Below are 25,130 nucleotides of genomic sequence, written 5' to 3' on the forward strand. Positions count from 1 at the left end.
ATGCTAGAAGATTTAAAACTTAAGGTTTACGAAGCAAATATGGAATTACCTAAAAAAGACCTTGTAACATATACTTGGGGAAATGTGAGTGGAATTGATAGGGATACCGGGTTACTTGTTATAAAGCCAAGTGGAATAGAATATGACAAATTACAATCAGAAGATATGGTTGTTGTAGATTTGAATGGTGGACAGGTCGAAGGCCGATATCGTCCATCATCTGATACAGCAACACATATAGAATTATATAAAGCATTCCCAGAAATAGGAGGTATTGTACATACACATTCTCCTTGGGCGACCATCTGGGCACAGGTACGAAGAGGCATTCCTTGTTACGGTACTACTCATGCAGATTATTTCTATGGGGAGATACCGTGTACAAGAGATTTAAGTAAAGAGGAAGTTATAAATGAATATGAAAAAAATACCGGGCTTGTTATTGCCGAAACTTTTGTAGGAAAAAACCCTCTAAGTTTACCAGGGGTTCTTTGTGCGAGTCATGGTCCTTTTACATGGGGAAACGATCCTTCTGAGGCAGTCTATAATGCAGTTGTATTGGAAGAATGTGCAAAAATGGCTTACCACACAGAAATGTTAAATCCAAATGTTACACTTATATCTCAGTCATTATTAGACAAGCATTTTCTTAGAAAGCACGGGATTAACTCTTACTATGGGCAGTATTAAGGTCCTATATTTAATATCATTAATAAATATTATGGGTGATAGAACCGATTTGATAGAAAGTGGGGGAAGTTTAATTCAGATTTTACAAGTTGAAAAGGAATCGGTAGGTGTATATCATGAAAAATAGTAGAGAATATATGGCTGATTTAGCAAATTCCTCGGATATTCTATATGAATTAAGTGAATTTGAACAACAGACTTTGAAACAAATTTTGTTGGAGATGTATTTAGATATTGCGAAGTTTTGTGAAGAGAATAATATTACTGTAATGCTTGGTGGTGGGTCTGCGCTAGGAGCTATCAGGCATAAGGGGTTTATTCCTTGGGACGATGATTTGGATCTTTTGATGTCTAGAACAGATTATAACAAATTTATTAAAATCTTTGAAAAGGAATTGGGTGATAAATACTATTTATGTGCACCCAATGCACAACACCAAAGTAGGACTTGTTTTGCAAAAGTTATAAAAAAAGATACTAAATTTCTTGAAATATTTGATGTTAATTCTCCTCATCATACTGGGGTGTTTATTGATATATTTCCTATCGAATATGTTCCTGATTCCAAAACATTACAAAAAATAAAGGGTTTCTTCATGAACTCTATATCATATATTTCTTTCTCTGTTTATTTATTTAAATATAAAAACGAAGTTATTTATAAGTATATGAGCCAATCTAAGGAAAGTAGTAAAAATTACCAATTCAGACTACTTATCGGCTGTTTATTTTCGTTTCTATCTCATACACAATGGTGTAAATTATTTGACAAGTTGGTAACATCAACGAATACCAAAAAATATTGTGGTATTCCCACGGGGAGAAAACATTATAATGGAGAAATTCTAGAGAAAGAAGTTTATTTTCCAGCCTCCAAGGCTGAATTTGAAGGAATGAAGGTAAATGTTCCAAATGATGTTGATACCTATCTGAAAAATCTATATGGTGATTATTTAAAGATACCCCCGGTTGAGAAAAGAGAGCGACATTATGTCGTTAATTTCAACTTAAATGATGGTGGGGGAGAAAAAAAGAATAATTAAGATAAGATTTTACAATAGATATGTTATCCACATCCTGTAAAAATGTATCCAAAAAAGCGTACCCATTGTTGAATTTCATGTAGCAGATCCCACGATTACTAGTCATTCAGGTGTTTTAATTAAATTGCGCGAAAATAAGGTTAAGGTTTTTAAAGAAAATAATATTAGCTAGGTGAATTAAGTGAAAAAAGTAATTATTTTAATGTCAACATATAACGGAGAAAAATATCTAAGAGAACAAATAGATAGTATCCTTAATCAAACCTATGAGAATCTTGAATTATTTATAAGGGATGATGGCTCTTCTGATTCTACTATAAAAATATTGCAAGAATATGAGGAAAAAACAACTAGGTTAAAATGGTATCAAGGAAAAAACAAAAAACCTGCCCATAGTTTTCTTGAATTGTTAAGTAAAGCAGAAGTTGCCCCTTACTATGCATTTGCTGATCAGGATGATGTTTGGGATGAAAATAAGATAGAGGTAGCTGTAAGTAAACTTGAAAAGTTATCAAGTGCAGAACCATCATTATACTGTTCCACCACAAGACTCGTAGATTCTGACCTAAATATAATATCAGAGGTTGCAAACTGCCAGGATTTTAAGCTTACCTTTGGAGAATCACTTGTTCAAGCAGTTGCACCAGGATGTACATTTGTTTTTAATTATGAAACAAAAAGAATTGTTGATATGTTCGAGTCTGACTATATTAGTATGCATGATTCTTTAATGCATAAAATTGTTTGTGCATTTGGGAGCGTCGTGTATGATAAGGTTCCACATATTAGTTATAGACAGCACGGAGGTAATGTAATAGGGAGTGAAATATCTAAATACAAAGTATTCACAAAAAGAGTTAAAAGGTTTTTATTTCCTAAGGTTCCTAATAGTAGATATAAAATGGCTTGTGCAATTGAAAAGAATTATAAAACATCAATAAGTGAAGAAAATTTAATGGTTTTAAGAACCATTACTAATTATAGGGAATCAATTTCATCGAGACTAAAATTAGCCCTAAATAAGGATGTAAAAATGGTGAAAAAACAAGACAATTTTTTTCTTTTTATTATAGTCTTATTAGGTAGACTGTAAACAAAGATTGTTTAGGAGATTAATTAATGAAGAGCAATTTTGCTACTAAAACAATGAGCATAATTAACCTAAGAAATTATTTTTTGATATTTATATATATAGGGTCTTTACTTATATATCTATATAACCCTAATAAAATTATTATTACTATAGGTATTATAAGTTGTATTTTGATTGCATGGCTAAATCCAAACAAAGGGGAATTTACAATATCTTCTTATGTTGGTGTATTCAATATTAGTCTAATATCAGGAACTAATTATTTATTTGCATATATTCTTTTGAATTTCATTTTCCTTATTATTGTATATCGTAAAAGAATAGTTAGCACAATTAAATTTCCAACCGTAATGCTATTTCTAGTAGTTTGTTTTGTGGGAGTTTCTATAATAAATGCAATTAATATAAGCAAGGCTATAGAAGCATTGTATGTATATTTAGTGGGAGTAGTACTATTCTACAGTATCTCTTTAATAAAAAAAGCAAAAATAAATCTTGAGAACTTATATTGGTATATTACTCTCTTTGTTCTCAGCTTATTAATGGTTTTCTTTATTAGCAACCCTCTGGATCAACTTGTGAATACTCCCAGAGCTTTAATATATCTAGTTGAAGGTGGTGGAACTCGTTCTAATACACTTGCGGGATTTTTTGCAATGTTTTTATTTCTATGTATAGGGAGCTTCAAAAGTAACAAAACAATTTTTAGAAAATGGCTTTCTTCCATTTGCATATTAGGTATTGTGGTGATTTTATATTTTACAATTTCACGTGGTGCCTACCTAGCAATTACTTTTGCGATTCTACCTTTGTTACTATATAAAGTTCAAAAAAAGACCTTTATAGGAGTTTCTTTTATCACTGTGATTCTTATGGTCTTTATTTATTTTAATATAGATGATTTATTTAATAGTAGAATGTTTAATATTAATAGTGCTAATTACTCGAGTGGTAGATTAGAATTCTATACTATAGCAGTAGAACAACTTAAATTAAATCCTTTAATAGGAAACGGAATGTATCAGTTTGGATATCTCGCAGGCATGAATCAAATGGAAGATCCCCATAACTGGATACTTACTTATTTAACTGGCATAGGAATAATTGGTACATTATTCTTTCTGCTGTTTTTGTTTTCTATCATCAACAAGATACTTCGGACCTATAAAAATAAACATACTTTAAATAAAACTGTTCCTATTGGACAAGCTACGATGGTCCCGATTATACATGGTTTAGTAGAACCAACATTAACGACTACATTTCCACTTATCTTGTTTTTACTTTTTGCTGCTGTAATTTATAACTTGAATATTATCGACACTGACAATTAATCTATATCAAAGGTTTTGTATCACCTCTAAAATAACCTATCCATTATTTAAGAGGAAAAAGTTTTATTGTTAAAATACTATTTGAATTATTAAGGGAAATTTATATAAAACCGTTTCTTTTCATGTTAGGAGCGTCTAAAACTTTATGCAGTTTAAGAAAGATCTATTTAGGGTACTCAGTTCAAACGTAATTAATTTACTAATAGGATTAATTAACGGCTTTTTAATACCTGCTTTTTTATCATTAGACCAATATGCTTCTTTAAAAACATTTACCCTCTATATAAGTTATGTAGGTATTTTACATTTTGGATTTATTGATGGAATCTATATTAAGTATGGTGGTAAACATAAAGAAGAAATAGAAAAAGGAAAATTAAAAGGTGAACATAAGTTTTTGGTTTTATTTCAATTAACCGTAACTGTTGTTAGTGGTGGATTAGGACTGTTATTAGATGATCTAATTCTAATTGCATTCTCAATCGCAATATTACCAATAAATTTACAAACACTATTTAAATTTTTATATCAAGCTTTGGGAGATTTCAATATTTACTCAAAGATAATGGTTCTTACCCCAAATATTCTATTAATTTTCAATTTGTTTATTATCTTTATTTTTAAAATTAATAACTTTTGGCCTTTTGTTATCGGGAATATTATTGCTTATTTTATTGTTTTCGTTGGGTTGGAAGTGTATTTTCTAAAGAAGTACAAAGGTATTGCTCCTATAATAGAATTTAAAGAAATATGGGGTCATTTTAAAATAGGTATTTTTGTTATGGTTGGAAATTTGTCATCAATGCTTTTCTATACTTCCGACCAATGGTTTGTTAAATTCACCTTATCTAAAACAGATTTTGCTTATTATTCATTTGCTATTTCGATGATAACAGTTATAAATATACTAATAAATTCTGTAACTATGACATTCTACCCGTATTTAGCACGTGGTAAAAATGATGAACAACTTAAACTGATAAAATTATATTTATTATTTATTGGAACATTATCAAGTGGAGGTTACTTTGTCTTTGAATTTATTGTCTATTCGTTTATGGATAAGTTCATTCCTTCATTAGATGTTATTACAATCTTATTTGCTAGTTATCCTGCGATGATTATCATTCAAGCTTTATATGTAAACTTATATAAGGCAAAAAAACTAGAAAAGGTATACTTGTATACAGTAGTGAAAATGCTTTTAATTTCTATCGTATTAAATACTATAGCAATATTAATCAGTAAGAATAATTCTTCAATCGCTTTAGCAACTATGATTTCTTTTTATATATGGTATTTATATTCTGCGAAGGATTTTTCAATGTTAAATCATAGAAAAAAAGAAGTAGCGTATTTGGGAATATTTTTAACTTTATATTTCACTTGTACTTTTTATTTAAACGGCTTATTGGGAATGTTTATATACTTTTTCATGATTTTAATACTTACGAATACTTTTTATTTTAAAGAGGTCAAAATGTTTATTAAAGCAATTGTGAAGAGGGATTCAGTAATAAAATAGAATAACGCTCTAGTATTGTTATCAAATAGATGTACTGATAAATATATAATTTCAAAAATTATTAAATAGGGGGCTTATATACAGTGAAAGGTATTATTTTAGCAGGGGGGAGCGGAACACGCTTATATCCCTTAACAATGGTGACTAGCAAACAATTATTGCCAATTTATGATAAACCAATGATTTTTTACCCACTATCAACTTTAATGCTTGCGGGCATAAAAGATATATTAATCATTTCAACACCAGAGGATACCCCACGTTTTGAGGCACTGTTGGGTGATGGATCACAGTTCGGAATACATTTACAATATAATGTTCAGCCAAGCCCTGATGGATTAGCTCAGGCTTTTTTAATTGGTGAAGAGTTTATTGGAGACGACTCTGTTGCCATGATCCTGGGAGATAACATCTATTATGGGAGTGGTATGAGAAAAATACTTAAACATGCAGCAAATAAAGAAAATGGTGCTACTGTATTTGGATATCATGTACAAGATCCTCAACGCTTTGGGGTTGTAGAGTTTAATGAGAGTGGAAAAGTTGTTAGTGTTGTAGAAAAGCCAGAAGTGCCAAAATCTAATTATGCTATTACTGGATTATATTTTTATGATAATCGTGTTGTTGATATTGCCAAAAATGTTCAACCTTCTACCCGTGGCGAACTTGAAATTACCTCAATTAATGAAGCTTATTTAAAACTAGGTGAGTTAGAAGTGGAACTATTGGGTCGAGGGTTTACTTGGTTGGATACAGGAACACATCAAAGCTTAGTAGAAGCGACAAATTTTGTTAAGACAGTAGAAGAACATCAAGGGGTTAAAATTGCTGCTCCTGAGGAAGTCGCCTTTATTAATGGTTGGATAACTAAGGAGCAATTATGGAAATGTGGAGAAAAACTCAGTAAAACCGGTTATGGTCAATATTTAATGAAGGTTGCAAATGGAGAAATTCAATATTAAGCATTGAAAGAAGTGAGAAAAATGAAGTTTACTAAAACAAATTTAGATGGTGTTGTCATTGTTGAACCAGCTGTATTTGGTGATCACCGTGGCTGGTTTATGGAAACATACAATGAAGCAGAGTTTTTAGAAGCTGGAATAAACTTGAAATTTGTTCAAGATAATCAATCATTTTCAGCAGTGAAAGGTACATTAAGAGGACTACATTATCAATTGAATCCTAAAGCACAGACAAAGTTGGTTCGTTGTACTAAGGGAGCAATTTATGATGTTGCAGTTGATATACGAAAAGGTAGTTCAACATTTGGAAAATGGTTTGGATTAGAATTGACTGAGGAAAATAAAAAGCAATTACTAATTCCAAAAGGGTTCGCCCATGGTTTTATGACTTTAACTGAAGATGTAGAAGTCCAATATAAAGTGGACGAGCTCTATGCTCCTGATTGTGACAGAGGTATCATTTGGAATGATCCTGAAATTGGAATCGAATGGCCCATGGATGTTAAGCCTATCTTATCAGCAAAAGATGATAAGGCTCCATTACTTAAGGATGCTGAAAATAATTTCAGCTGAGGAGAATGATATTATGAAGATTTTAGTATCAGGTTATACCGGTCAGCTTGGTCATGACGTTGTTCGCCATGGTTTGAAATTTGGGTTTAATATGGTTGGGATAGGCTCTAGGGATTTAGATATCACAAATAAGGGAGAAGTTTCACGATATATTAAGAAATTGAATCCCGATGCCATTATTCATTGTGCTGCATATACAGCAGTTGACAAAGCCGAAGATGATAAGGATACATGCTGGGATGTAAATGTAGAAGGAACAAATTACTTAGCAATGGCTGCTAGGAACATTCAGGCGAAGTTTATGTACATTAGCACAGATTATGTGTTTAATGGAGATGGAGAAACTCCATTCAAGGAAACGGATGAAACTAGTCCAATCGGGCACTATGGGAAAACAAAGTTAAAAGGTGAAGAAATAGTAACACAATTATTGGATAAATGGTTTATTGTTCGTATATCGTGGGTTTTTGGTATCAATGGTAACAACTTTGTTAAGACAATGCTAAGATTAGCAGAAACTCGAAATGAATTAAACGTTGTTGGAGATCAGTTTGGTTCACCAACTTATACTTCTGATTTGGCTAAATTATTAATTGATATGATCAAAACTGATAAATATGGAATATATCATGCATCGAATGAAGGTTTTTGCAGCTGGGCTGACTTTGCTCAAGAAATATTTAGACAAGCTAATATTAAAGTAAAAGTTAATTCTATTTCAACAGAGGACTATCCTACACGAGCTATACGGCCAAAGAATTCACGAATGTCAAAACAAAAACTGATCGATAATGGCTTTAATCCATTACCTAGATGGCAGGATGCAGTAGAAAGATATCTAAAAGAATTAACACAAGAGGTGAAATAGATGACAAAGAAGAAAGTGCTTGTAACTGGTGGCGCAGGTTTCATTGGTGGAAACTTTGTCCAATACTTGGTTAATAAATATCCTAATTATGATATATTTAATTTGGATTTATTAACATATGCTGGAGACTTAACAAAACATCGCTATATTGAAACTAAGGAAAACTATCATTTTATAAAAGCAGATATTGCAGAGCGTGACATAATTATCCCCCTTTTTGAAAAAGAGAAATTTGATTTTGTAGTTCATTTTGCTGCAGAAAGTCACGTTGACCGTTCAATCACAGACCCAGGAGTATTCGTTCAGACTAATGTACTTGGAACTCAAGTATTATTAGATGCTTCCAAGCAAGTTGGAGTTGCAAAATTTGTTCATATATCAACTGATGAAGTTTATGGGGAACTAGACTTTGACCCGACAACATTTTTCACTGAAGACACTCCGTTACAGCCGAACAGTCCGTATAGTGCAAGTAAAGCATCTTCTGATTTATTAGTCCGTGCTTATCATGAAACGTATGACTTGCCAATTAATATAACTCGCTGTTCAAATAACTATGGTCCTTATCACTTTCCTGAAAAGTTAATCCCCTTAACAATATCTCGTGTTTTAAATGATCAAAAAGTTCCGGTATATGGTAATGGGGAGAACATTCGTGATTGGTTACATGTTATTGATCATTGTGCTGCAATTGATCTCGTGTTGCATGAGGGCCTAAACGGTGAGGTTTATAATGTGGGTGGCCATAACGAACGGACAAATCTTGAAGTAGTAAAGACAATTATTAGTACATTAGGCAAATCAGAGGATTTAATAGAGTTTGTAAAGGACCGTCTTGGTCATGATAAACGGTATGCTATTGATCCAACTAAATTAGAACAATTAGGTTGGAAACCAACATATACTTTTGAAACAGGTATTGCACAAACTATTCAATGGTATCTTGACAATAAAGAATGGTGGGAGCAAATAATTAGCGGTGAATATCAAAATTATTTCGAAAAACAGTATTCAATTTAATTTGTATTAATTGCGACAAGTTAAGGAAGGATTGACAAAGGTGGCAATATTAATAACCGGGGGAGCAGGCTATATCGGTTCTCATACAGTTAAGCATTTATTAGATCAGAACGAAGATGTTGTGGTTGTTGATAATTTACAGAGTGGACACAAAGAGTCAGTCGAAGTTGAGCATTTCTATCAAATTGATCTTAGAGACAAAGAGGCTCTTGATAAAGTTTTTAAGGCTCATAATATAGTGGCTGTGATTCACTTTGCTGCTAACTCTTTAGTTGGAGAGAGTATGGAAAGGCCCTATGAGTACTATCATAACAATGTTTATGGCATGATGTGTCTATTGTATGTAATGAAGGATAATGATGTTAACAGAATAGTATTCTCATCAACTGCGGCTACTTATGGTGAACCTAAGAACATCCCTATTCTTGAAGAAGATGAAACCAATCCAACTAACACTTATGGTGAAACAAAATTAGCCATGGAAAAAATGATGAAGTGGTTCGATCAAGGCTACGGTATTAAATATGTTTCTTTGAGATACTTTAATGCTGCAGGTGCTCATGAGAGTGGAAATATCGGAGAAGATCATGACCCAGAAACGCATTTGATTCCACTGATTTTACAGGTCCCACTTGGGCAAAGAGATAAGATTTATATGTTTGGTGATGATTATCCTACAGAAGATGGGACTTGCGTTAGGGATTATATTCATGTAATGGACTTAGCATCAGCCCATTTCCTATCTTTAGAATACTTAAGAAAAGATAATCCAAGTGAAATCTTTAACTTAGGTAATGGAAATGGTTACTCGGTTAAAGAAGTTATTGACACAGCAAGAAAGGTAACGAAACATCCAATTCCTGCCGAAGTGAAAGCAAGAAGAGCTGGGGACCCAGCTATCTTAATTGCTTCTTCAGAGAAAGCTAAAAGTATCTTAGGCTGGAAACCACAGTTTGATTCATTAGAAAAAATAATTACTGATGCATGGAACTGGCATAATAATAATCCTAATGGATATTCTTCCTAATGCCCTAAAATTTAGTAAAGTAATGATTACCCGCTAGGCCTAATTATTGGCTTGGCGGGCTTATTTGTTATGGTTTTTTATTTAATAAATGACCACCACCAAAAGGACTATGTAATTTTTAACATAATCCTCCATATTTAATCCTTCCTATATTTACACAGCATTTCCTCTTTTAAAATTTTACCCCATTCGAGATCAATGAGCATTACATATAAATTTACTCGTAGCGATAAAGGGGGTCTCTTCATGATCATATTAAAATCTTTTTCATCATTAACAACAATAGTTAGTTTATCTGTTTCTAACAATTCTTGCATTGCAATTCGACCATAAAGATGGAATGGATGGAAAGATGGGTGACGGCGTCCGGGAATATGAGGTTTGAAATCTAAATACCATCTATTATATCCATCATGGTCTATGTTAAGAATCATATCGGGAAATCGGTACTTTTCCTCAGTCTTTTCCACACTCCATTTATATGGACTTTCATATAAGTCGGCAAGTATGACTTGAATAAATTTCTTTTCTAATTCATCCATTTGCCTCCTGAAGTTCATTGGAGAATCTCTTTCTATTCCATTGTCTCTATTTTCATCCGCATCATCTCTTCGTGCCAAATGCCCTGCGGCAACCATAAGATCTTGATACGTAACCTCATTGTGTGCTTTTGCCGCAAATTTTGATATCGTTTCTGGAGTGGGAGGTGAAGCAATCATTTGTCTAAGAAACCTGGAGATGTGAGCAGCACTTACACTTGTTTCATTAGCGAAATTATTTATGGATCTATCACCTTTCGCTCGGTCCAAAAGCGCAGCAAACTCCTCTTTATTGAATTGTTCCTCACTATTCATTATAATCCACCTCATCCTATCTTATATCTTTATTATATTTCAATTATTGTTTATAGTCAATGATAAACAAAAGTCAGTTCAATGTATTTGTTGTTTTAATTATACCTCCGTGCTATAATAAATTCGAAAGTAGCAAATGGTAAATTAATAATGTATTGTTTAAACGCTTTTTTATATTTTTTTACACCAACCATTGACTATAAACAATACATAAAATGAAAATTAATCAATGATTTTAAAGTTTAAAGTAAACACAACATAAGGAGATGAATGACATGGCTAATTAAATAGTGCCAAACTGTTACTATTTGGCAACAGTTTACTATTCTCACTATACAGAACGTATGTTCTCGTATAAAATATAATGGAGGAGTTACTTTTCATTTAAAAAGCTTCAACACAGTTGGGAGGAAAACGAATGATTAAAGAAGCTAATATGATGAGAGTCGAGTGTCCAGCATGTGGTCACAGACTAATGGATAAAAAAGAGGATGCAACTGGTAAAATTCAGGTAAAGTGCAATAAAAGTAAGCATGTATGGGAAGTTGATTTAGGCACGAATGATTTTGAATTAATAAGTGGAAGACCTATACCGAGACAACAAGGAGTCAGAAAGTTAGAGGTTTAACATGTTTCTAGAGCTACCTTAAGGGCCGGATAGATCAGTAAATGTTTACTGATGTATCTGGGCCCTTTTTTAATTTGAAGAAAAAAGTTCATACCACGATGATACCGAGCGAGGAATCGACTGCATTACCCAGGCCGGATGATCGATATTTTGAGAAAAAATGATCATCTAGCAAGTGAATGCACATTGAATCAAAAATAATCGGTACCGAGCAATGGAGTCGTGGTGTGAACTACCTATAAGCCGGACATGGATCGCCCTGCAAATAATGCAGTTGGGCGTTCTGTGTCCGGCTTATTTTTTTTGTCTCTTTTTTCCCTACGGCTCCTTGCCGGGCCATAGGAGGAAAAGAGAATGAGCGAGTTTTTTATCAAAGTCGGCAAGGAGCAGGTCTGTGTTAGCGAAGAGATTTACAAAGAGTATTACAAAATGAAAAGAAGAGAGCGGTACCTGGAAGAGGATATTAAAGTTGGACGAATTGCTGTTGATCCTGAGGAGGAAAAGGTTGATTTTATCCCAAGCAAGGAGGATTCAATCAATCGTTTGATGGAACTAGGCGGTGATTTTGAAGATGACCAAATGATAGAAGATATTCTATGTGATAAAGCAACTCTATTAATTTTGCAGGAAGCGATGGCTGAACTGAATGAAAAAGAACAAGAACTCATACAGGCTCTTTACTATAAAGATCTAACAGTAAGAGAGGTAGCAAAGGAAGAAAACATCTCTCATGTAGCTGTGGTTAAGCGGCATAAAAAGGTGTTGGACAAGCTTAAAAAATATTTTTTGTAATTTTGGTTACCAAACCACCCTTCCCGTTGGCTAATAAGTGAAGGGCCATATCTAAAGACAAGGAGGTGACCTGTGATGACAACACAAGTAAAGCAAAAGGGTGTCAATAAAGATATGCAGGAAGAGATGGTTGGCGTCCTTACGGCTATCAGTATTGTTTCAAAAAGACTAGCCAATCGACTGAGTCAGCTTGATGAACAAAATGAAAAGAAAGGAGAAAAGGTAAATGAGCAAAATTAAACTCGCTCTAAATGTGGTGACAGATTTACGAAATCTAGCAGGAAGTATTGAAACATTGGTGTTTGCATTAGAAACCAATCAAACGGGCTCTGCAACTCCCTTTGAGAAGAAACAAACGAAAGAAAATAAGGAACCTAAGAAACCGGCACAACCCCCGAAAGCTAAGTTGCCAACATTGGAAGATGTCAGGGCAAAACTTGCAGCACTTTCACAAGATGGCAAACAGGTGCAGGTGAAAGAGTTGATTACGGGATTTGGAGTAAAGAAACTGAGTGATATTCCAGCGGAAAAATATCCTGAACTATTAGAAGAAGCGGGGAAACTTGGATGAGGAATTTGGGAGTTGGAACTGTGAATCATTCAGAACGAGCCCATGCCAGTTTAGGTGCCTCAAAAGCAAGTCAGTGGTTGGCTTGTACACCAAGCATTCGACTTGGTGAACAGTACGAAGAAACAACAAGTGTTTTTGCAAAAGAGGGTACATTCATGCACGAGCTATCGGAGCTTTATTTGTCTTATGAATTAAAACAAATGACAAAAGCTCAGTTGAACAAAAAGCTGAAGCAGATGAAACAAAATGAATTTTATAACCCAGAGATCGAACAAGCTGTACAAATCTATGTGGATGTTGTTACAGAAAAAATGAATGAGGCTAGGGCAACCAGCAAGGATCCGCTCATTCTTATTGAGGAAAGAGTGGACTTTAGCCCTTGGGTTCCAGAGGGCTTTGGAACTGGGGACGTAATTTTGATCTCCGGCGATCGATTGGAAATTGTTGACCTAAAGGGTGGGAAAGGGGTCAAGGTTTCCGCAGTTGAGAACCCACAAATGCGGTTGTATGCATTAGGCGCAATCAATAATTTTGGTGTACTTTACGATATCGAATCCGTTTTGATGACCATTGTACAGCCGAGATTAGATAACATCTCAACTGACGAAATGCAGGTCGAGGAACTATTGGAATGGGCAGAGAATGAGGTCAAGCCCAAAGCGGAGTTAGCATTCAAGGGTGAAGGTGACTTTGTTGCTGGTGAGCATTGCCGTTTTTGTAGGGTGAAGGCTACCTGCAGAGCAAGGGCGGAGGAAAATCTAAAACTAGCCTGCATGGATTTTCAGAAACCTCCGTTACTGACAGATGATGAAATTGTGGAAGTATTAACTACCGTTGATCAGCTGATGAGCTGGGCAAAGGATGTCCAAGAATTTGCTTTAACCAAGGCGATGAATGAAAACAAGCAGTGGCCAGGGATGAAACTGGTCGAGGGCAGAGGAAGCCGTAAATATAGTGATGAAAATGCTGTGGTTGAAGCACTTTCAGCTGCTGGATATGACGGAGATGTAATTTATAAAAAAACAATCAATACGATTACGACACTTGAAAAGGAACTTGGTAAAAAGACATTTCAAGAATTGCTCGGTTCTCTCGTCACAAAAGCACCGGGCAAGGTAAAACTTGTGCCAGAAGAGGACAAGCGACAAGAAATAAAATCTTCACCTGAAGCAGATTTTCAATAATGAGGAGGAAATAAATTATGATAAAAATCACAATTGGTACGAAGGAAAACCCTGTACGGTTCAGTTATGCAAATGTACATCAAGCAGTCAGCGTTAATGGGAGTGACTTGAAATATTCAGTAAGTATTATTATCCCGAAGTCGGATAAGAAGACCATCAAAAAGGTAAAAGATGCGATTCAAAAAGCGACTCAAGAGAACAAGGATAAATTCGGTGGCAAGGTGCCATCCAACTTGAAAACGCCATTGCGTGACGGTGATGTTGATCGTGAAGATGATGAGGCGTATGCAGATTCTTATTTCATTAATGCCAACAGCAAGATTAAGCCAGGAATTGTCGATGGGGATTTGAACCCAATCATGGACCAAAGCGAATTTTACTCCGGCTGCTATGGTCGGGTTAGTTTGACCTTTTACGGATTTAACGTCAATGGAAATCGCGGGATTGCTGCTGGGCTTCAAAACATTATGAAGACGGATGATGGAGATCCACTTGGTGGCCGTAGTAGTGCAGAGGCTGATTTCGGCGATGATAGTGACGATGAAGAAGATGACATCTTAGGTTGATTTCTATGAAACTCTTATCCATTGATATAGAAACTTACAGTAGTGTAGACCTCATTAAATCTGGGGTCTATGCCTACTGTGAATCACATGATTTTGAAATTCTTCTCTTTGCTTATGCCGTTGATGATGAAGAGGTACAGATCGTTGATTTAGCATCTGGCGAAGAGATACCAGATGACATTTTAAAAGCAATGACGGATCCAGCTGTGATAAAGACAGCTTACAATGCCAATTTTGAAAGAACATGTTTAGCCAAACACTTTCACCAGCCGATGCCGCCAGAACAATGGCGGTGTTCATCGGTTCATGCTTTAATGCTTGGCTTGCCTGGTTACCTTGATGGGGTGGCGAAATGCCTTAGGTTGAAGGATCAGAAAATGAAGGAAGGGAAAGCCTTAATCCGATACTTTTCTGTTCCTTGTAAACCTACTAAAGTAAATGAGGGAAGGACTCGTAATCTTCCAGATCATGACTTGGATAAGTGGGAAACCTTTAAGGATTATTGCAAACAGGACGTTGAGGTCGAAAGGCAAATCCGGAAGAAGCTAGATTCATTTCCTATCCCGAAAATTGAACAGAAGCTCTGGGAGTTGGACCAGAAGATCAATGATGAAGGTGTTCTGATTGATAATTGCTTAGTCACTAACGCAATTCAGGCAGATAAAGAGTTTCAGGATGAGCTTTTTGATGAAGCTGTTCATTTAACGGGACTAGAGAATCCGAATAGTCCAGCGCAATTAAAAGGTTGGTTGCTGAAGCAAGGAATAGAAGTGGATAGCCTTGCAAAGAAAAACGTGGAAGCGCTTATGAATGAAGTAGAAAATCCTGAAGTGAAGCGGCTGTTGGAATTAAGACGGGCCATGTCTAAAACATCAGTAAAGAAATATGAAGCAATGAAGCGTTCCATCTGTCCTGACCAAAGGATTAGAGGGTTGCTCCAATTCTACGGGGCAAACCGTACAGGCCGCTGGGCTGGTAGACTTGTTCAAATTCATAACTTGCCAAGAAACAGTTTAAAAGATTTACAGGTTGCTAGAGACCTATTGAAAACAGGAAGCTACGAAGCCATGGAACTTCTTTTTGAGAGTGTGTCGGACGTGTTATCACAATTAATTCGATCGGCATTTATTCCATCGAAGGGCCATCGTTTTGTTGTTGCTGACTTTTCAGCGATTGAAGCAAGGGTGATTGCATGGTTAGCGGGGGAGCGTTGGCGGATGGATGTATTCCAATCCCATGGGAAGATTTATGAGGCTTCTGCTGCTCAGATGTTCAAAGTTCCGATAGAGACCATTGATAAGGGTAGCCCACTTCGACAGAAAGGTAAGATTGCGGAACTCGCCCTTGGTTATGGCGGCTCTAAAGGGGCTTTGACGCAGATGGGAGCTCTCGAGATGGGCCTCTCCGAAGATGAACTTCCAGAGTTAGTTTCTGCTTGGCGGGAGGCCAATCCAAATATCGTGAAAATGTGGTGGGGCATAGAAGCGGCAGCCATCAAAGCGGTGAAAGAAAAAGTAGTGGTGAAAACGCAATATGGTCTCACCTTCCATTATACAAAGGGCATCTTATTTATCACGTTGCCATCAGGGCGTTCTCTTGCTTATGTAAGGCCCAGAATTGGGGTGGACGAGCGTTTTGGAAAAGAACAGCTTACGTATGAAGGAACTGAACAAGGCTCGAAGCAGTGGGGCAGGATTCCCACATATGGTGGGAAACTTACGGAGAATATTATCCAAGCTATTGCTAGAGATTGTCTAGCTGTATCAATGCTTCGATTGGACGAAGCGGGATACCGCATTAATTTCCATGTTCATGATGAAGTCGTCCTTGATGTTCCTATCGCTACTGGGTCAATGGAAGAAGTCGAAAACATAATGGGTCAATCGATTGATTGGGCACCTGGTCTTCCTCTTGGGGCGGATAGCTTTGAAACCTTCTATTACAAGAAAGATTGACATTCGAATAGGAGTGATGGCGAGTGGCTGACATGGATACAGTGAAATTTTTAATGGACCTAAAACAATACAAAGACGTACTACCAAAACAAACGATGAAAACATTGAAAGGCCAGGCTCTTTCCGGTGATTTGGAAGGAGCCAAAAAAGGCCTAGGTACTGTGTTACGAAGGAGGGCTGGTAGATGTGAAAGGGCTCAGTGAAAGAAGTAGCCATAGTTTAAAACATGATGCAAATCTTACGATTTCAACCGGAAGAAACAGAAAAGAACTGAACTGGAAAAATCGTGAAATGCTTTGGTCCGAAGTAGTTCAGAAGTTAAGTAGCACAATTCGAACTCATGAAACGTATGAGGAATATAAAAAGCTTTCTAAATCAAAACAGGATGAGATTAAAGATGTGGGTGGATTTGTAGGTGGTACCTTAAAGGGTGGCAGAAGAAAACATGACGGTGTAGTTTGGCGGCAGATTATTTCTCTTGATGCTGACTTTGTGAAAGGGGACTTATGGGCATCTGTTGAGACCATGTTTGGCTACGGGTGCGCCATGTATTCTACTCATAAACACCATCCGAAGAATCCAAGGTTAAGACTAGTCATTCCTTTATCCAGACCTGTTACTGCCGATGAATATGTACCGATTGCCAGAAGGATTGCTGCTGACCTAGGAATTGACTTTTTTGATGATACCACCTATCAAGTGCACCGGCTGATGTATTGGCCATCGACATCATCTGATGGGGAATTTGTCTTTAAAGTACTAGACGAGCCATGGATTGATCCAGATGCTGTTTTGGCTAGATATCCAGATTGGAGAGATTCTTCTTACTGGCCCGAAAGCTCGAGAACTGTTCACGAGCGAAAGAAGCTCGCTGATAAGCAAGGTGATCCTAAATCCAAAGAAGGTGTGGTTGGTGCTTTTTGCCGGACTTACACTGTCACCGATGTGATTGAGAAGTATTTAAGTGATATTTACGTTCCTTGCGGGGATCCAAACCGATATACGTATTCAGCTGGTTCCACTGCTGGTGGATTGGTGATATACGAAGATGGTGACTTTGCCTACTCTCATCATTCTACTGACCCTATTGGTGGAAGGCTTTGTAACGCATTTGATTTAGTTCGCATGCATTTATTTGGTGAGCTTGATGAAACGGTGAAAGAAGGAACTCCTATTAATCGCTTGCCTTCCTATAAAGCGATGGTGGAAGAAGCGTTAAAGGACAAGCAGGTCAAACTGACACTTGGGAAAGAACAGTTAAACCTTGCTGCAGACGATTTTGAAGACGGAGAGATGGAGTGGCTAACAGAGTTAACAAGGGATCAAAAAGGGAACATCGTCTCCAGTGCACCGAATGTCATCCTTGTTCTGGAGAATGATCCAGCGTTAAAGAATCGAATCGCATTGAATGACTTCGTCCACCGGGTGGTCATAAAAGATGATTTGCCTTGGCGGGGTGTCGAACGGGGTGAATATTGGTCCGATAGCGATGATGCCAGTTTACGAAATTACCTTTACTCTATTTACGGCATTAAAGGAGCGGGTGTTATTGCGGACGCTTGGAGTGAAGTGGCGGTGAAGTATGCCTTTCATCCTATTAAGGACTATTTAGACGGACTCGTTTGGGATGGAAAGGAGCGGATTGAAACCTTACTGGTAGATTATCTTGGTGCTGATGATAATGAGTGCGTCCGAACATTTACTCGAAAAATTATGCTTGCAGCAGTGACAAGGATTTATAGACCGGGTGCCAAGTTTGATTACTGTGTGGTACTTGTTGGCCCTCAAGGTGTGGGGAAAAGTTACATTATTAAGCTTATAGGTAAGGAATGGCACTCGGATTCCTTGATTACTGTGAAGGGCAAAGAAGCCTATGAACAGCTTCAGGGTGCATGGATTTTAGAAATGGCCGAGCTGACGGCAACAAAGAAAGCAGATACGGAAGCAGTAAAGCATTTTATTTCTAAGTCCGAGGATACCTTTAGAGTTGCTTATGGCAGACATAATGAAACGTTTAAACGGCAGTGCGTGTTTTTTGGGACAACCAATGATTATGATTTTTTAAATGATCCTACCGGGAACCGCCGCTTTTTACCCATAACAGTTAATGGTGGCGGTAGGAAAAACATGTGGGATAATTTGACGGAAGAGGAAGTTGACCAGATTTGGGCGGAGGCAAAGGTGCTGTATGAAAAGGGAGAGAGCCTGGCTTTGAGTAAGGATATTGAAGAAAAGGCTTATGAACTTCAGGCTGCTCATACTCAGGAAAATCCGATTGCGGAAAGCATTAGAAAGTATTTAGAAACCGCGGTTCCGTTGAATTGGTATGAACTAGATATTGGTACTAGGAGAACCTATTTGCATATGGATCAGGGTGAAAGCCAACCAGAAAAAACAATGAAGTTAAATAAGGTGTGTGCTCAAATGGTGTGGGAAGAGCTATTTCAAAAGGATATATCTATTATGACCAGATATGATGCCAAAGAAATCAATATGATTATTCAGCATACACCAGGCTGGAAAAGGGTGAGCTCTGTTCGTTTTGATAATAGTTATGGAACACAAAGAGGATTTAGAAGAGAGGGTTTGTAAACAGGTAAACTTTAAAAAACATTAATTGTTTACACCTCAAGCCCTTACTACATCTTACTTATATACTTTGTAAACATGATAAACATAACTATCTATATAAAGAAGAAATAGAGAATAACATATATAGCTTATACAGCCTAATAGCCATATATGTGTATGTTAACTGTTTTTATGTTTACTTGTTTACGAGAAAGCTGAAAGCCTATGAATACTGGGGGTTAGCTGTAAACATTTATTTTAGGGGTGATCGATAGATGAATGAAGCGAGTATAGAAAAAAGGCTAAAAATGAAAGTGAAGCAAGAAGGCGGGTTGGCTTTGAAACTCGTATCCCCCGGTTTTGCAGGGGTGCCAGATCGGTTGGTACTCTTTCATGGTTCAAAGGTTGCTTTTGTGGAATTAAAGGCACCAGCTAAGAGGCTACGAGCATTGCAGCTAAAAAGGAAGAAGCAGCTGGAATCGTTAGGATTTAAAGTTTTTAAGATTGATAGCTACGAGGCGGTCGATCGAATGCTGGAGGAGATGAACCCTTGAAATATAAACCGTATCATTACCAGGCTTATGCCACCCAATGGATTATTGATAAAAAGAAATCAGCTCTCTTCCTCGAAATGGGAATGACATAGTACGCTGTCACCAACCGAATAATCTTGTTTCACAAATATGTTTCACAACGGAGTTATCTTAGGATGGGCTCTTTTTTTATTTAATAAATGACAGTTGCAGTGAATTTTTTATTTTGTAAGTGCAATTGGTTAAAGACTATGGAGGTTAGCTTAAACATGTCTATATTAATAACCGGTGGATCTGGTTACATCGGATCCCATACAGTGAGGTACTTCTTGGACAATAAAGAAGATGTTGTTGTTGTCGATAATCTTCAAAATGGCCATAGAAATGCAGTTGATGTCAAGTATTTTTATGAAACCGATCTTAGGGATAAAGAAGCCCTTGATAACGTATTTAAGACACATGATATTGAAGCAGTCATTCATTTTGCTGCTAATTCCTTGGTTGGAGAAAGTATGGAGAAACCCTTTGATTACTATCATAACAATGTATACGGCATGATGTGTTTGTTAGATGTTATGAGAGAAAATCATGTTAATAAGATTGTATTTTCTTCAACAGCTGCTACATATGGAGAGCCTAAGAATATCCCTATTCTTGAGGAAGATGAAACCAATCCTAAAAATACTTATGGTGAGACAAAACTAGCAATGGAAAAAATGATGAAATGGTTTGACCAGGCATATGGAACTAAGTATATCTCATTAAGGTATTTTAATGCTGCAGGTGCACATGAAAGTGGAACGATTGGTGAAGACCATGATCCAGAAACCCATCTTATTCCATTAATTTTACAGGTGCCACTTGGCCAAAGAGAGAAGATTTATATGTTTGGCGACGACTATCCAACAGAAGACGGTACTTGTATTAGAGATTATATCCATGTAATGGACTTAGCATCAGCCCATTATCTAGCTTTAGAATACTTAAGAAAAGATAACCCTAGTGAAATTTTTAATCTTGGTAATGGAAATGGTTATTCTGTCAAAGAAGTCATCGAAGTGGCAAGACAAATAACAAATCATCCAATTCCGGCAGAAATAAAGGAAAGAAGAGTGGGTGATCCTGCAGTATTGATTGCATCGTCGGAAAAAGCACAGCGGATTTTGGGGTGGAAACCGGAGTTAGATTCTTTGGAGAAGATTATTGGGGATGCTTGGGAGTGGCATAGGAAGAATCCTAGCGGGTATTCATTGAAATAATAGAATACTATTTGTTTATATTGATATTGGTTTAGGTGCCAGTCACTGCCCCCTATATTGGCCAGAAATTGGCGGAACCCTTTGTCTGTTAACTGACGGGAATAATTTTCTAAATCATACATGGACATTATCATCGTCTAATTCTAGACAGGCAATACCGTCAACTTTTGGTCATTTGAGGATAGCGATAACACTGTTTTTTGACACTAAATTGGTCGGAAATTAATGAAATCATTTTTCCAAAAATAGATGAGTATGTTGCCGAATTAGGGAAATCTTAGAAATAACCGAGTTGATTGCTTTGCCAATGTATTACGGTGGTTTTGATTGCAAATAAAAAGGTGTCTCTTGAAAAAAATACAGGCGCTTTGTCCGGATTTATTATTAATAAGCTTTGTTGTAATTTAATTAACTAATTAAAAACAAACACCCATTTATCAAGGTTTTAAACAAAGAAAAAAGCTGATTATTCCCTGATTGAGAAGATAAACCAGCAATTTGTTACTGTTATATTCTTTTCTAATTTATTTGTATAATCTGCAGGTTCTACATCCTTTTAAAAGGAGTAGAACCCGCCGAGGTCTCATTAATTTTTGTTTTTAAACAATTTCTTTAACAGTATTTTTAGCAGTCGTTTTATATCTGGGTACAAGGGAGTTTTGGAAAATTGAAAAACTAATATTAATAATAGAAAAATCCATTCAATTGATTCTATTTTTATCGCCCCCCATGAGACAGGCGAGAACTGCTAACAAAATATTATATGTTAATTTTTGAGCATTGTGATAAAGAAATGACATTTTCTAAATAAGTATTCAAATGGAACATTAAGAGTTACAGTTGCCTGGCACCACCCAAAAAAATTTTGTTTCACAAAGATGCTTAGCAGCTGCTAATATAATTTCAAGGGATTGTATCTGTTTATTATTTTTTAAAATCCAAGCCTTCTTAAAAGAAGTTAACTTCCGATTGGATTTCAATGATTTCATGAATCTGGGTGCCATTCACCACCCGAATAATAGTTTAATATAATCACTCAACATTAGTATCTACATAATCCTTGGTATTTGTACAATAGGGGGAGAAAAGATGAATGTTGCATTATTAAATGATTACGAAATTGACATCGAAAGTTTGGGAATAGAACTAGAAGAACAGGGCTACGAACGAAATAAAGTCAAAAAACAGTTAAATGATCGTTATCGGCGATTTTCACAAAAAGGCGACTTTCGATGTGTATGTTGTGATGAGCGGGTAGAAATGGTTTTATCAGAAGATAAGGTGTTTTACTTTAGACATTATGATAAGGAAAAATGCTCCTATAGCGAAAATCATAAAATGTACAAAAGCCAAAAGGAACATTTAGAGGATGTACCGAAACATCGAGCCGGTAAAGCCATTTTACGAACTTACCTAGAAGGAACCTGTAAAATAAATAATATAAGGTTGATCGATGGAAATCGATTTAAGAGTACATTGTCTTTTGTTCCTGATTTTATCCTTGAATTTCCAGATGGCAAAAGATGGGCGATTGATTATTTAACAGGGCTAAAAAATGATAGAAAATATGCAAATAGCCTAAATAAGCGTAGACATGCATACATACAGCATCAATTCACCCCTATTTTTTTATTTGATAGTTATTGGTTAGCTTATGAACCTGAAATTAACCATGTTTCTCTCGTAGATGGAGAATTATTATGTGTTAGTCAAACCAAGCAAGATTACTTATGGACCGAATTTATAAGAGGATTGGAACCGAATCTGAAAGAGGCTTTACTTAATCATCGTCCTTTCAATCTTCAAGTAAAAAGCATGGTTTACTTTGTTCCCCATGAACGTGAAATTAATATTATCCGATTTTTACATGAACATGAAAACCTTAGAAAAACCAGAACAGTATACAAGCCAATAAAAGTACCATTGGAAAAAGCTTTAACAATTAATCATCAACAATCTGATTTTCTTTATACCAACGAGAACGAGGATGGGTATCGAGAAGATCTTAAAAGACAACTTGAGCAGCTCTATCAGCAACAAGAAGATATCCGAAAGCAACAAGAGTTAGAAAGAGCTAGAAAGAAAGAAGAGGAACGGAAACAAAGAGAGTTTGTCAGAGCTAGGGAAGAAGAACGAAAGAAAATAGCAGCTTAAAATTCAAGAGATTATTATGACAGCACATTGGATGTTCCTTTTACTGGACGAAGCCAGCAGCAAATGGATACAGACTTGAAAAGGGATATGGAATCCTTACAGAGGAACAATTTATCTACTAAGCCTTATTGGTACAAACAAGTGGTACAGCATATGTCGAAATATTATGGAGTAGATAGTGAGGTCGAGAAGGATCTACAGAGTATTGAAAACGCTCTAATAAATGAAACAGCGGGGGCTTCAGCTACTTTAGAAAATGACCAAACCAGGGAAGTAAAGAATAACATAACAACCAGACTTCCAAAATGGAAGGCTGATGAGATTTTAAATCATTATGTAAATGGTGAATCTTATTTTATTGGTGACCAAAGTAAATGGAAAGAAATAGTGTTAAATTCTTTCGAACTCATTTATCACAATAAGATATCAATGCCACAGTTGCTGCAGAAAATAAAAGAGCAAGGAATTGAGTTTAAACAATCTGAAAAAATCATGTCCTATCCAATAACATCGGGTGCCAGGCACCATCCAGAAGTATCGGAGAGAAACATCGGTGGCTTATAGATGAAGAAGAGGCAAAAGTCGTCCGTCGTATATATGCTGATATACAAGCCGGCAAAAATAATACGCAAATTATAACAGCGTTAACTCAGGACCGGATTCCTACCCCACAAGGAAGAGAGATTTGGAGCTTAAGTACTGTGAAGGAGATCCTAACAAATGTTGTCTATAAAGGCGACTACCTCTATCAAAAATACTTTATGCTAGATACTTTAGAAGAAAAGGCTGCTACGAACCGAGGAGAGTTACCTCAATATTATATTGAAGGCCATCATGAAGCGATCATTGATCCGGAAGAATGGGAGGCTGTACAAGCAATCATGAAGGAACGCTCGACGGCCTTTAAGACTCGTAACCACAAGAAATACTCGAAAAATAACAATAAAAATGAGGCTTTTATAGATAAATTTCAATGTGGAGAATGCGGAAATGGTTTTACTCATCAACGCTCTGTAGAACGACGTGGTGATGATGAAGGATACGAGGTTCACCGATGGGTATGTAGGCTAGCTCAGAAATATTTTGCTGTCTATGGCTGTTCCTCGCATCGCTTTCAACAAACCTATTTCGAACAGCACTTTATCAACATGTTAAAGGAACTTCATCAAAATGAGGTATTTCGGGAAAAAGTAAATAAGGCCATTTCTCAAACGGAGCTAAGTGCCCAGGAACTGAAACAAGAAGAAGAGGTTCAAAAAAGAATTGAGCAGTTGAATCAAGCGCTGTATGAAGCGGTAGATGAAGAGCTCCATCAAGACGGGCAAGATTCTAAAAGAGTAGATGATTTAAGTGGAGAGTTAGTAAATCTGCATAAGCAGCTAAAAGCATTCTCCGATCGTAAGAAGGTAGCGGAGAAATATAAACATGAAGTTAAAGAGCTAATGAAGCAAGTAAAAAAGGTGAATGAGGAACAACAGCATGTTTTTCCTGCAGAGCTTTACTCACAGTTTGTCGAGCAAGCTACGGTCTATAAGGACGGAAAGGTAGTTTACCATTTCAGTATGGGAATAGAGTGGTCTACGGTTGAAAGGTATGAAAGCTACCGACATCAGCTTTTAGAGGAAAAGAAAGCTAGGCGCCACGATAGGCGAAAGAAAAAACAAGCGGACTTTTTGAAAGGGCCGGAAGTGACGGCCTTACTGGAGTATTGTGAAGAACCACGGCTGTGGGGAGAAATCTTGGAGTTTATGAACACGTTGATGACGATATCACCTTCCTATTTCCGAAAAAGCATAGTATTACCACTAATCGAAGAGAGGAAGCTGCAGAAGAAATTCTTGCCGGAACGTCAAAGAAAGCATAAATATTATATAGTGAAGAAGTGATAAAGGTACCCACCGAGTTGATGTATAGGTTTCTATACGGAT

General features: G+C 36.3%; 25 protein-coding genes. 24 read left to right on the forward strand and 1 reads right to left on the reverse strand.

Going from position 1 to position 25,130, the window contains the following annotated elements; translation table 11 throughout:
* The 10 genes from AC1Q59_RS11645 to galE (AC1Q59_RS11690) all read left to right on the forward strand — a co-directional run bounded on the left by AC1Q59_RS11645 (window position 1) and on the right by galE (AC1Q59_RS11690) (window position 10,135).
* The gene (locus AC1Q59_RS11645; protein ID WP_492365987.1) at window positions 1-690 is read left to right on the forward strand and encodes an L-ribulose-5-phosphate 4-epimerase; all 690 of its coding nucleotides are present in this window, start codon (window positions 1-3) and stop codon (window positions 688-690) included.
* A 116-nt stretch (window positions 691-806) separates the two neighbouring features.
* The gene (locus AC1Q59_RS11650) at window positions 807-1,733 is read left to right on the forward strand and encodes a LicD family protein (protein WP_492365988.1); all 927 of its coding nucleotides are present in this window, start codon (window positions 807-809) and stop codon (window positions 1,731-1,733) included.
* Window positions 1,734-1,914: 181 nt separating this feature from the next.
* A complete protein-coding gene (locus AC1Q59_RS11655; RefSeq protein WP_492365989.1) occupies window positions 1,915-2,826 on the forward strand; it encodes a glycosyltransferase family 2 protein in 912 nt (303 codons plus the stop codon).
* A gap of 26 nt (window positions 2,827-2,852) precedes the next feature.
* Complete coding sequence (locus AC1Q59_RS11660; protein WP_492365990.1) at window positions 2,853-4,160, forward strand: O-antigen ligase family protein; 1,308 nt, start codon at window positions 2,853-2,855, stop codon at window positions 4,158-4,160.
* Window positions 4,161-4,305: 145 nt separating this feature from the next.
* Window positions 4,306-5,685 (forward strand): MATE family efflux transporter, encoded by a 1,380-nt coding sequence (locus AC1Q59_RS11665; protein ID WP_492365991.1) that lies wholly within the window; start codon window positions 4,306-4,308, stop codon window positions 5,683-5,685.
* 83 nt (window positions 5,686-5,768) lie between these two features.
* Complete coding sequence (rfbA, locus tag AC1Q59_RS11670) at window positions 5,769-6,647, forward strand: glucose-1-phosphate thymidylyltransferase RfbA (protein WP_492365992.1); 879 nt, start codon at window positions 5,769-5,771, stop codon at window positions 6,645-6,647.
* Window positions 6,648-6,668: 21 nt separating this feature from the next.
* A complete protein-coding gene (gene rfbC / locus AC1Q59_RS11675; protein ID WP_492365993.1) occupies window positions 6,669-7,220 on the forward strand; it encodes a dTDP-4-dehydrorhamnose 3,5-epimerase in 552 nt (183 codons plus the stop codon).
* Between the two features lie 13 nt (window positions 7,221-7,233).
* Window positions 7,234-8,088 (forward strand): dTDP-4-dehydrorhamnose reductase, encoded by an 855-nt coding sequence (rfbD, locus tag AC1Q59_RS11680; protein ID WP_492365994.1) that lies wholly within the window; start codon window positions 7,234-7,236, stop codon window positions 8,086-8,088.
* Window positions 8,089-9,108: a dTDP-glucose 4,6-dehydratase gene (gene rfbB, locus AC1Q59_RS11685; RefSeq protein WP_492365995.1), complete on the forward strand. Its 1,020-nt coding sequence runs from the start codon at window positions 8,089-8,091 to the stop codon at window positions 9,106-9,108.
* A 40-nt stretch (window positions 9,109-9,148) separates the two neighbouring features.
* The gene (galE, locus tag AC1Q59_RS11690; protein ID WP_492365996.1) at window positions 9,149-10,135 is read left to right on the forward strand and encodes a UDP-glucose 4-epimerase GalE; all 987 of its coding nucleotides are present in this window, start codon (window positions 9,149-9,151) and stop codon (window positions 10,133-10,135) included.
* 137 nt (window positions 10,136-10,272) lie between these two features.
* On the opposite strand, the gene AC1Q59_RS11695 is transcribed toward galE (AC1Q59_RS11690), so the two are convergent.
* Window positions 10,273-10,989, reverse strand: a complete 717-nt coding sequence (locus AC1Q59_RS11695; protein ID WP_492365997.1) for a hypothetical protein — start codon at window positions 10,987-10,989, stop codon at window positions 10,273-10,275.
* Window positions 10,990-11,407: 418 nt separating this feature from the next.
* On the opposite strand from AC1Q59_RS11695, the gene AC1Q59_RS11700 reads away from it, so the two are divergent.
* From AC1Q59_RS11700 to AC1Q59_RS11765, 14 genes are all read left to right on the forward strand, one after another.
* The gene (locus AC1Q59_RS11700) at window positions 11,408-11,617 is read left to right on the forward strand and encodes a hypothetical protein (protein WP_492365998.1); all 210 of its coding nucleotides are present in this window, start codon (window positions 11,408-11,410) and stop codon (window positions 11,615-11,617) included.
* Between the two features lie 354 nt (window positions 11,618-11,971).
* Window positions 11,972-12,409: a sigma-70 family RNA polymerase sigma factor gene (locus AC1Q59_RS11705; protein WP_492365999.1), complete on the forward strand. Its 438-nt coding sequence runs from the start codon at window positions 11,972-11,974 to the stop codon at window positions 12,407-12,409.
* Between the two features lie 75 nt (window positions 12,410-12,484).
* Window positions 12,485-12,649: a hypothetical protein gene (locus tag AC1Q59_RS11710; RefSeq protein ID WP_251397438.1), complete on the forward strand. Its 165-nt coding sequence runs from the start codon at window positions 12,485-12,487 to the stop codon at window positions 12,647-12,649.
* Window positions 12,636-12,980 (forward strand): rRNA biogenesis protein rrp5, encoded by a 345-nt coding sequence (locus tag AC1Q59_RS11715; RefSeq protein ID WP_492366000.1) that lies wholly within the window; start codon window positions 12,636-12,638, stop codon window positions 12,978-12,980. Before AC1Q59_RS11710 ends, AC1Q59_RS11715 begins: the two co-directional genes overlap by 14 nt.
* A complete protein-coding gene (locus AC1Q59_RS11720) occupies window positions 12,977-14,164 on the forward strand; it encodes a DUF2800 domain-containing protein (protein WP_492366001.1) in 1,188 nt (395 codons plus the stop codon). The genes AC1Q59_RS11715 and AC1Q59_RS11720 overlap by 4 nt, the downstream gene beginning before the upstream one ends.
* Before the next feature lie 17 nt (window positions 14,165-14,181).
* On the forward strand, window positions 14,182-14,730 hold the full coding sequence (locus tag AC1Q59_RS11725) for a DUF2815 family protein (RefSeq protein ID WP_492366002.1): 549 nt from the start codon (window positions 14,182-14,184) through the stop codon (window positions 14,728-14,730).
* Between the two features lie 5 nt (window positions 14,731-14,735).
* Window positions 14,736-16,685 carry a DNA polymerase gene (locus tag AC1Q59_RS11730; protein ID WP_492366003.1) on the forward strand — a complete coding sequence of 650 codons (1,950 nt, stop codon included), beginning with the start codon at window positions 14,736-14,738 and terminating at the stop codon, window positions 16,683-16,685.
* 23 nt (window positions 16,686-16,708) lie between these two features.
* On the forward strand, window positions 16,709-16,888 hold the full coding sequence (locus tag AC1Q59_RS11735) for a hypothetical protein (RefSeq protein WP_492366099.1): 180 nt from the start codon (window positions 16,709-16,711) through the stop codon (window positions 16,886-16,888).
* Window positions 16,872-19,277, forward strand: a complete 2,406-nt coding sequence (locus tag AC1Q59_RS11740; protein WP_492366004.1) for a virulence-associated E family protein — start codon at window positions 16,872-16,874, stop codon at window positions 19,275-19,277. The genes AC1Q59_RS11735 and AC1Q59_RS11740 overlap by 17 nt, the downstream gene beginning before the upstream one ends.
* Before the next feature lie 254 nt (window positions 19,278-19,531).
* Complete coding sequence (locus AC1Q59_RS11745) at window positions 19,532-19,810, forward strand: PDDEXK family nuclease (RefSeq protein WP_492366005.1); 279 nt, start codon at window positions 19,532-19,534, stop codon at window positions 19,808-19,810.
* A 248-nt stretch (window positions 19,811-20,058) separates the two neighbouring features.
* Window positions 20,059-21,048: a UDP-glucose 4-epimerase GalE gene (gene galE, locus AC1Q59_RS11750; RefSeq protein WP_492366006.1), complete on the forward strand. Its 990-nt coding sequence runs from the start codon at window positions 20,059-20,061 to the stop codon at window positions 21,046-21,048.
* 1,089 nt (window positions 21,049-22,137) lie between these two features.
* A complete protein-coding gene (locus AC1Q59_RS11755; RefSeq protein WP_492366007.1) occupies window positions 22,138-23,202 on the forward strand; it encodes a competence protein CoiA family protein in 1,065 nt (354 codons plus the stop codon).
* A gap of 153 nt (window positions 23,203-23,355) precedes the next feature.
* On the forward strand, window positions 23,356-23,766 hold the full coding sequence (locus tag AC1Q59_RS11760; RefSeq protein ID WP_492366008.1) for a hypothetical protein: 411 nt from the start codon (window positions 23,356-23,358) through the stop codon (window positions 23,764-23,766).
* Window positions 23,763-25,088: a recombinase family protein gene (locus AC1Q59_RS11765; protein WP_492366094.1), complete on the forward strand. Its 1,326-nt coding sequence runs from the start codon at window positions 23,763-23,765 to the stop codon at window positions 25,086-25,088. Before AC1Q59_RS11760 ends, AC1Q59_RS11765 begins: the two co-directional genes overlap by 4 nt.
* Window positions 25,089-25,130 lie beyond the last annotated feature (42 nt).

The organism is Cytobacillus sp. MT66, from assembly GCF_058792595.1.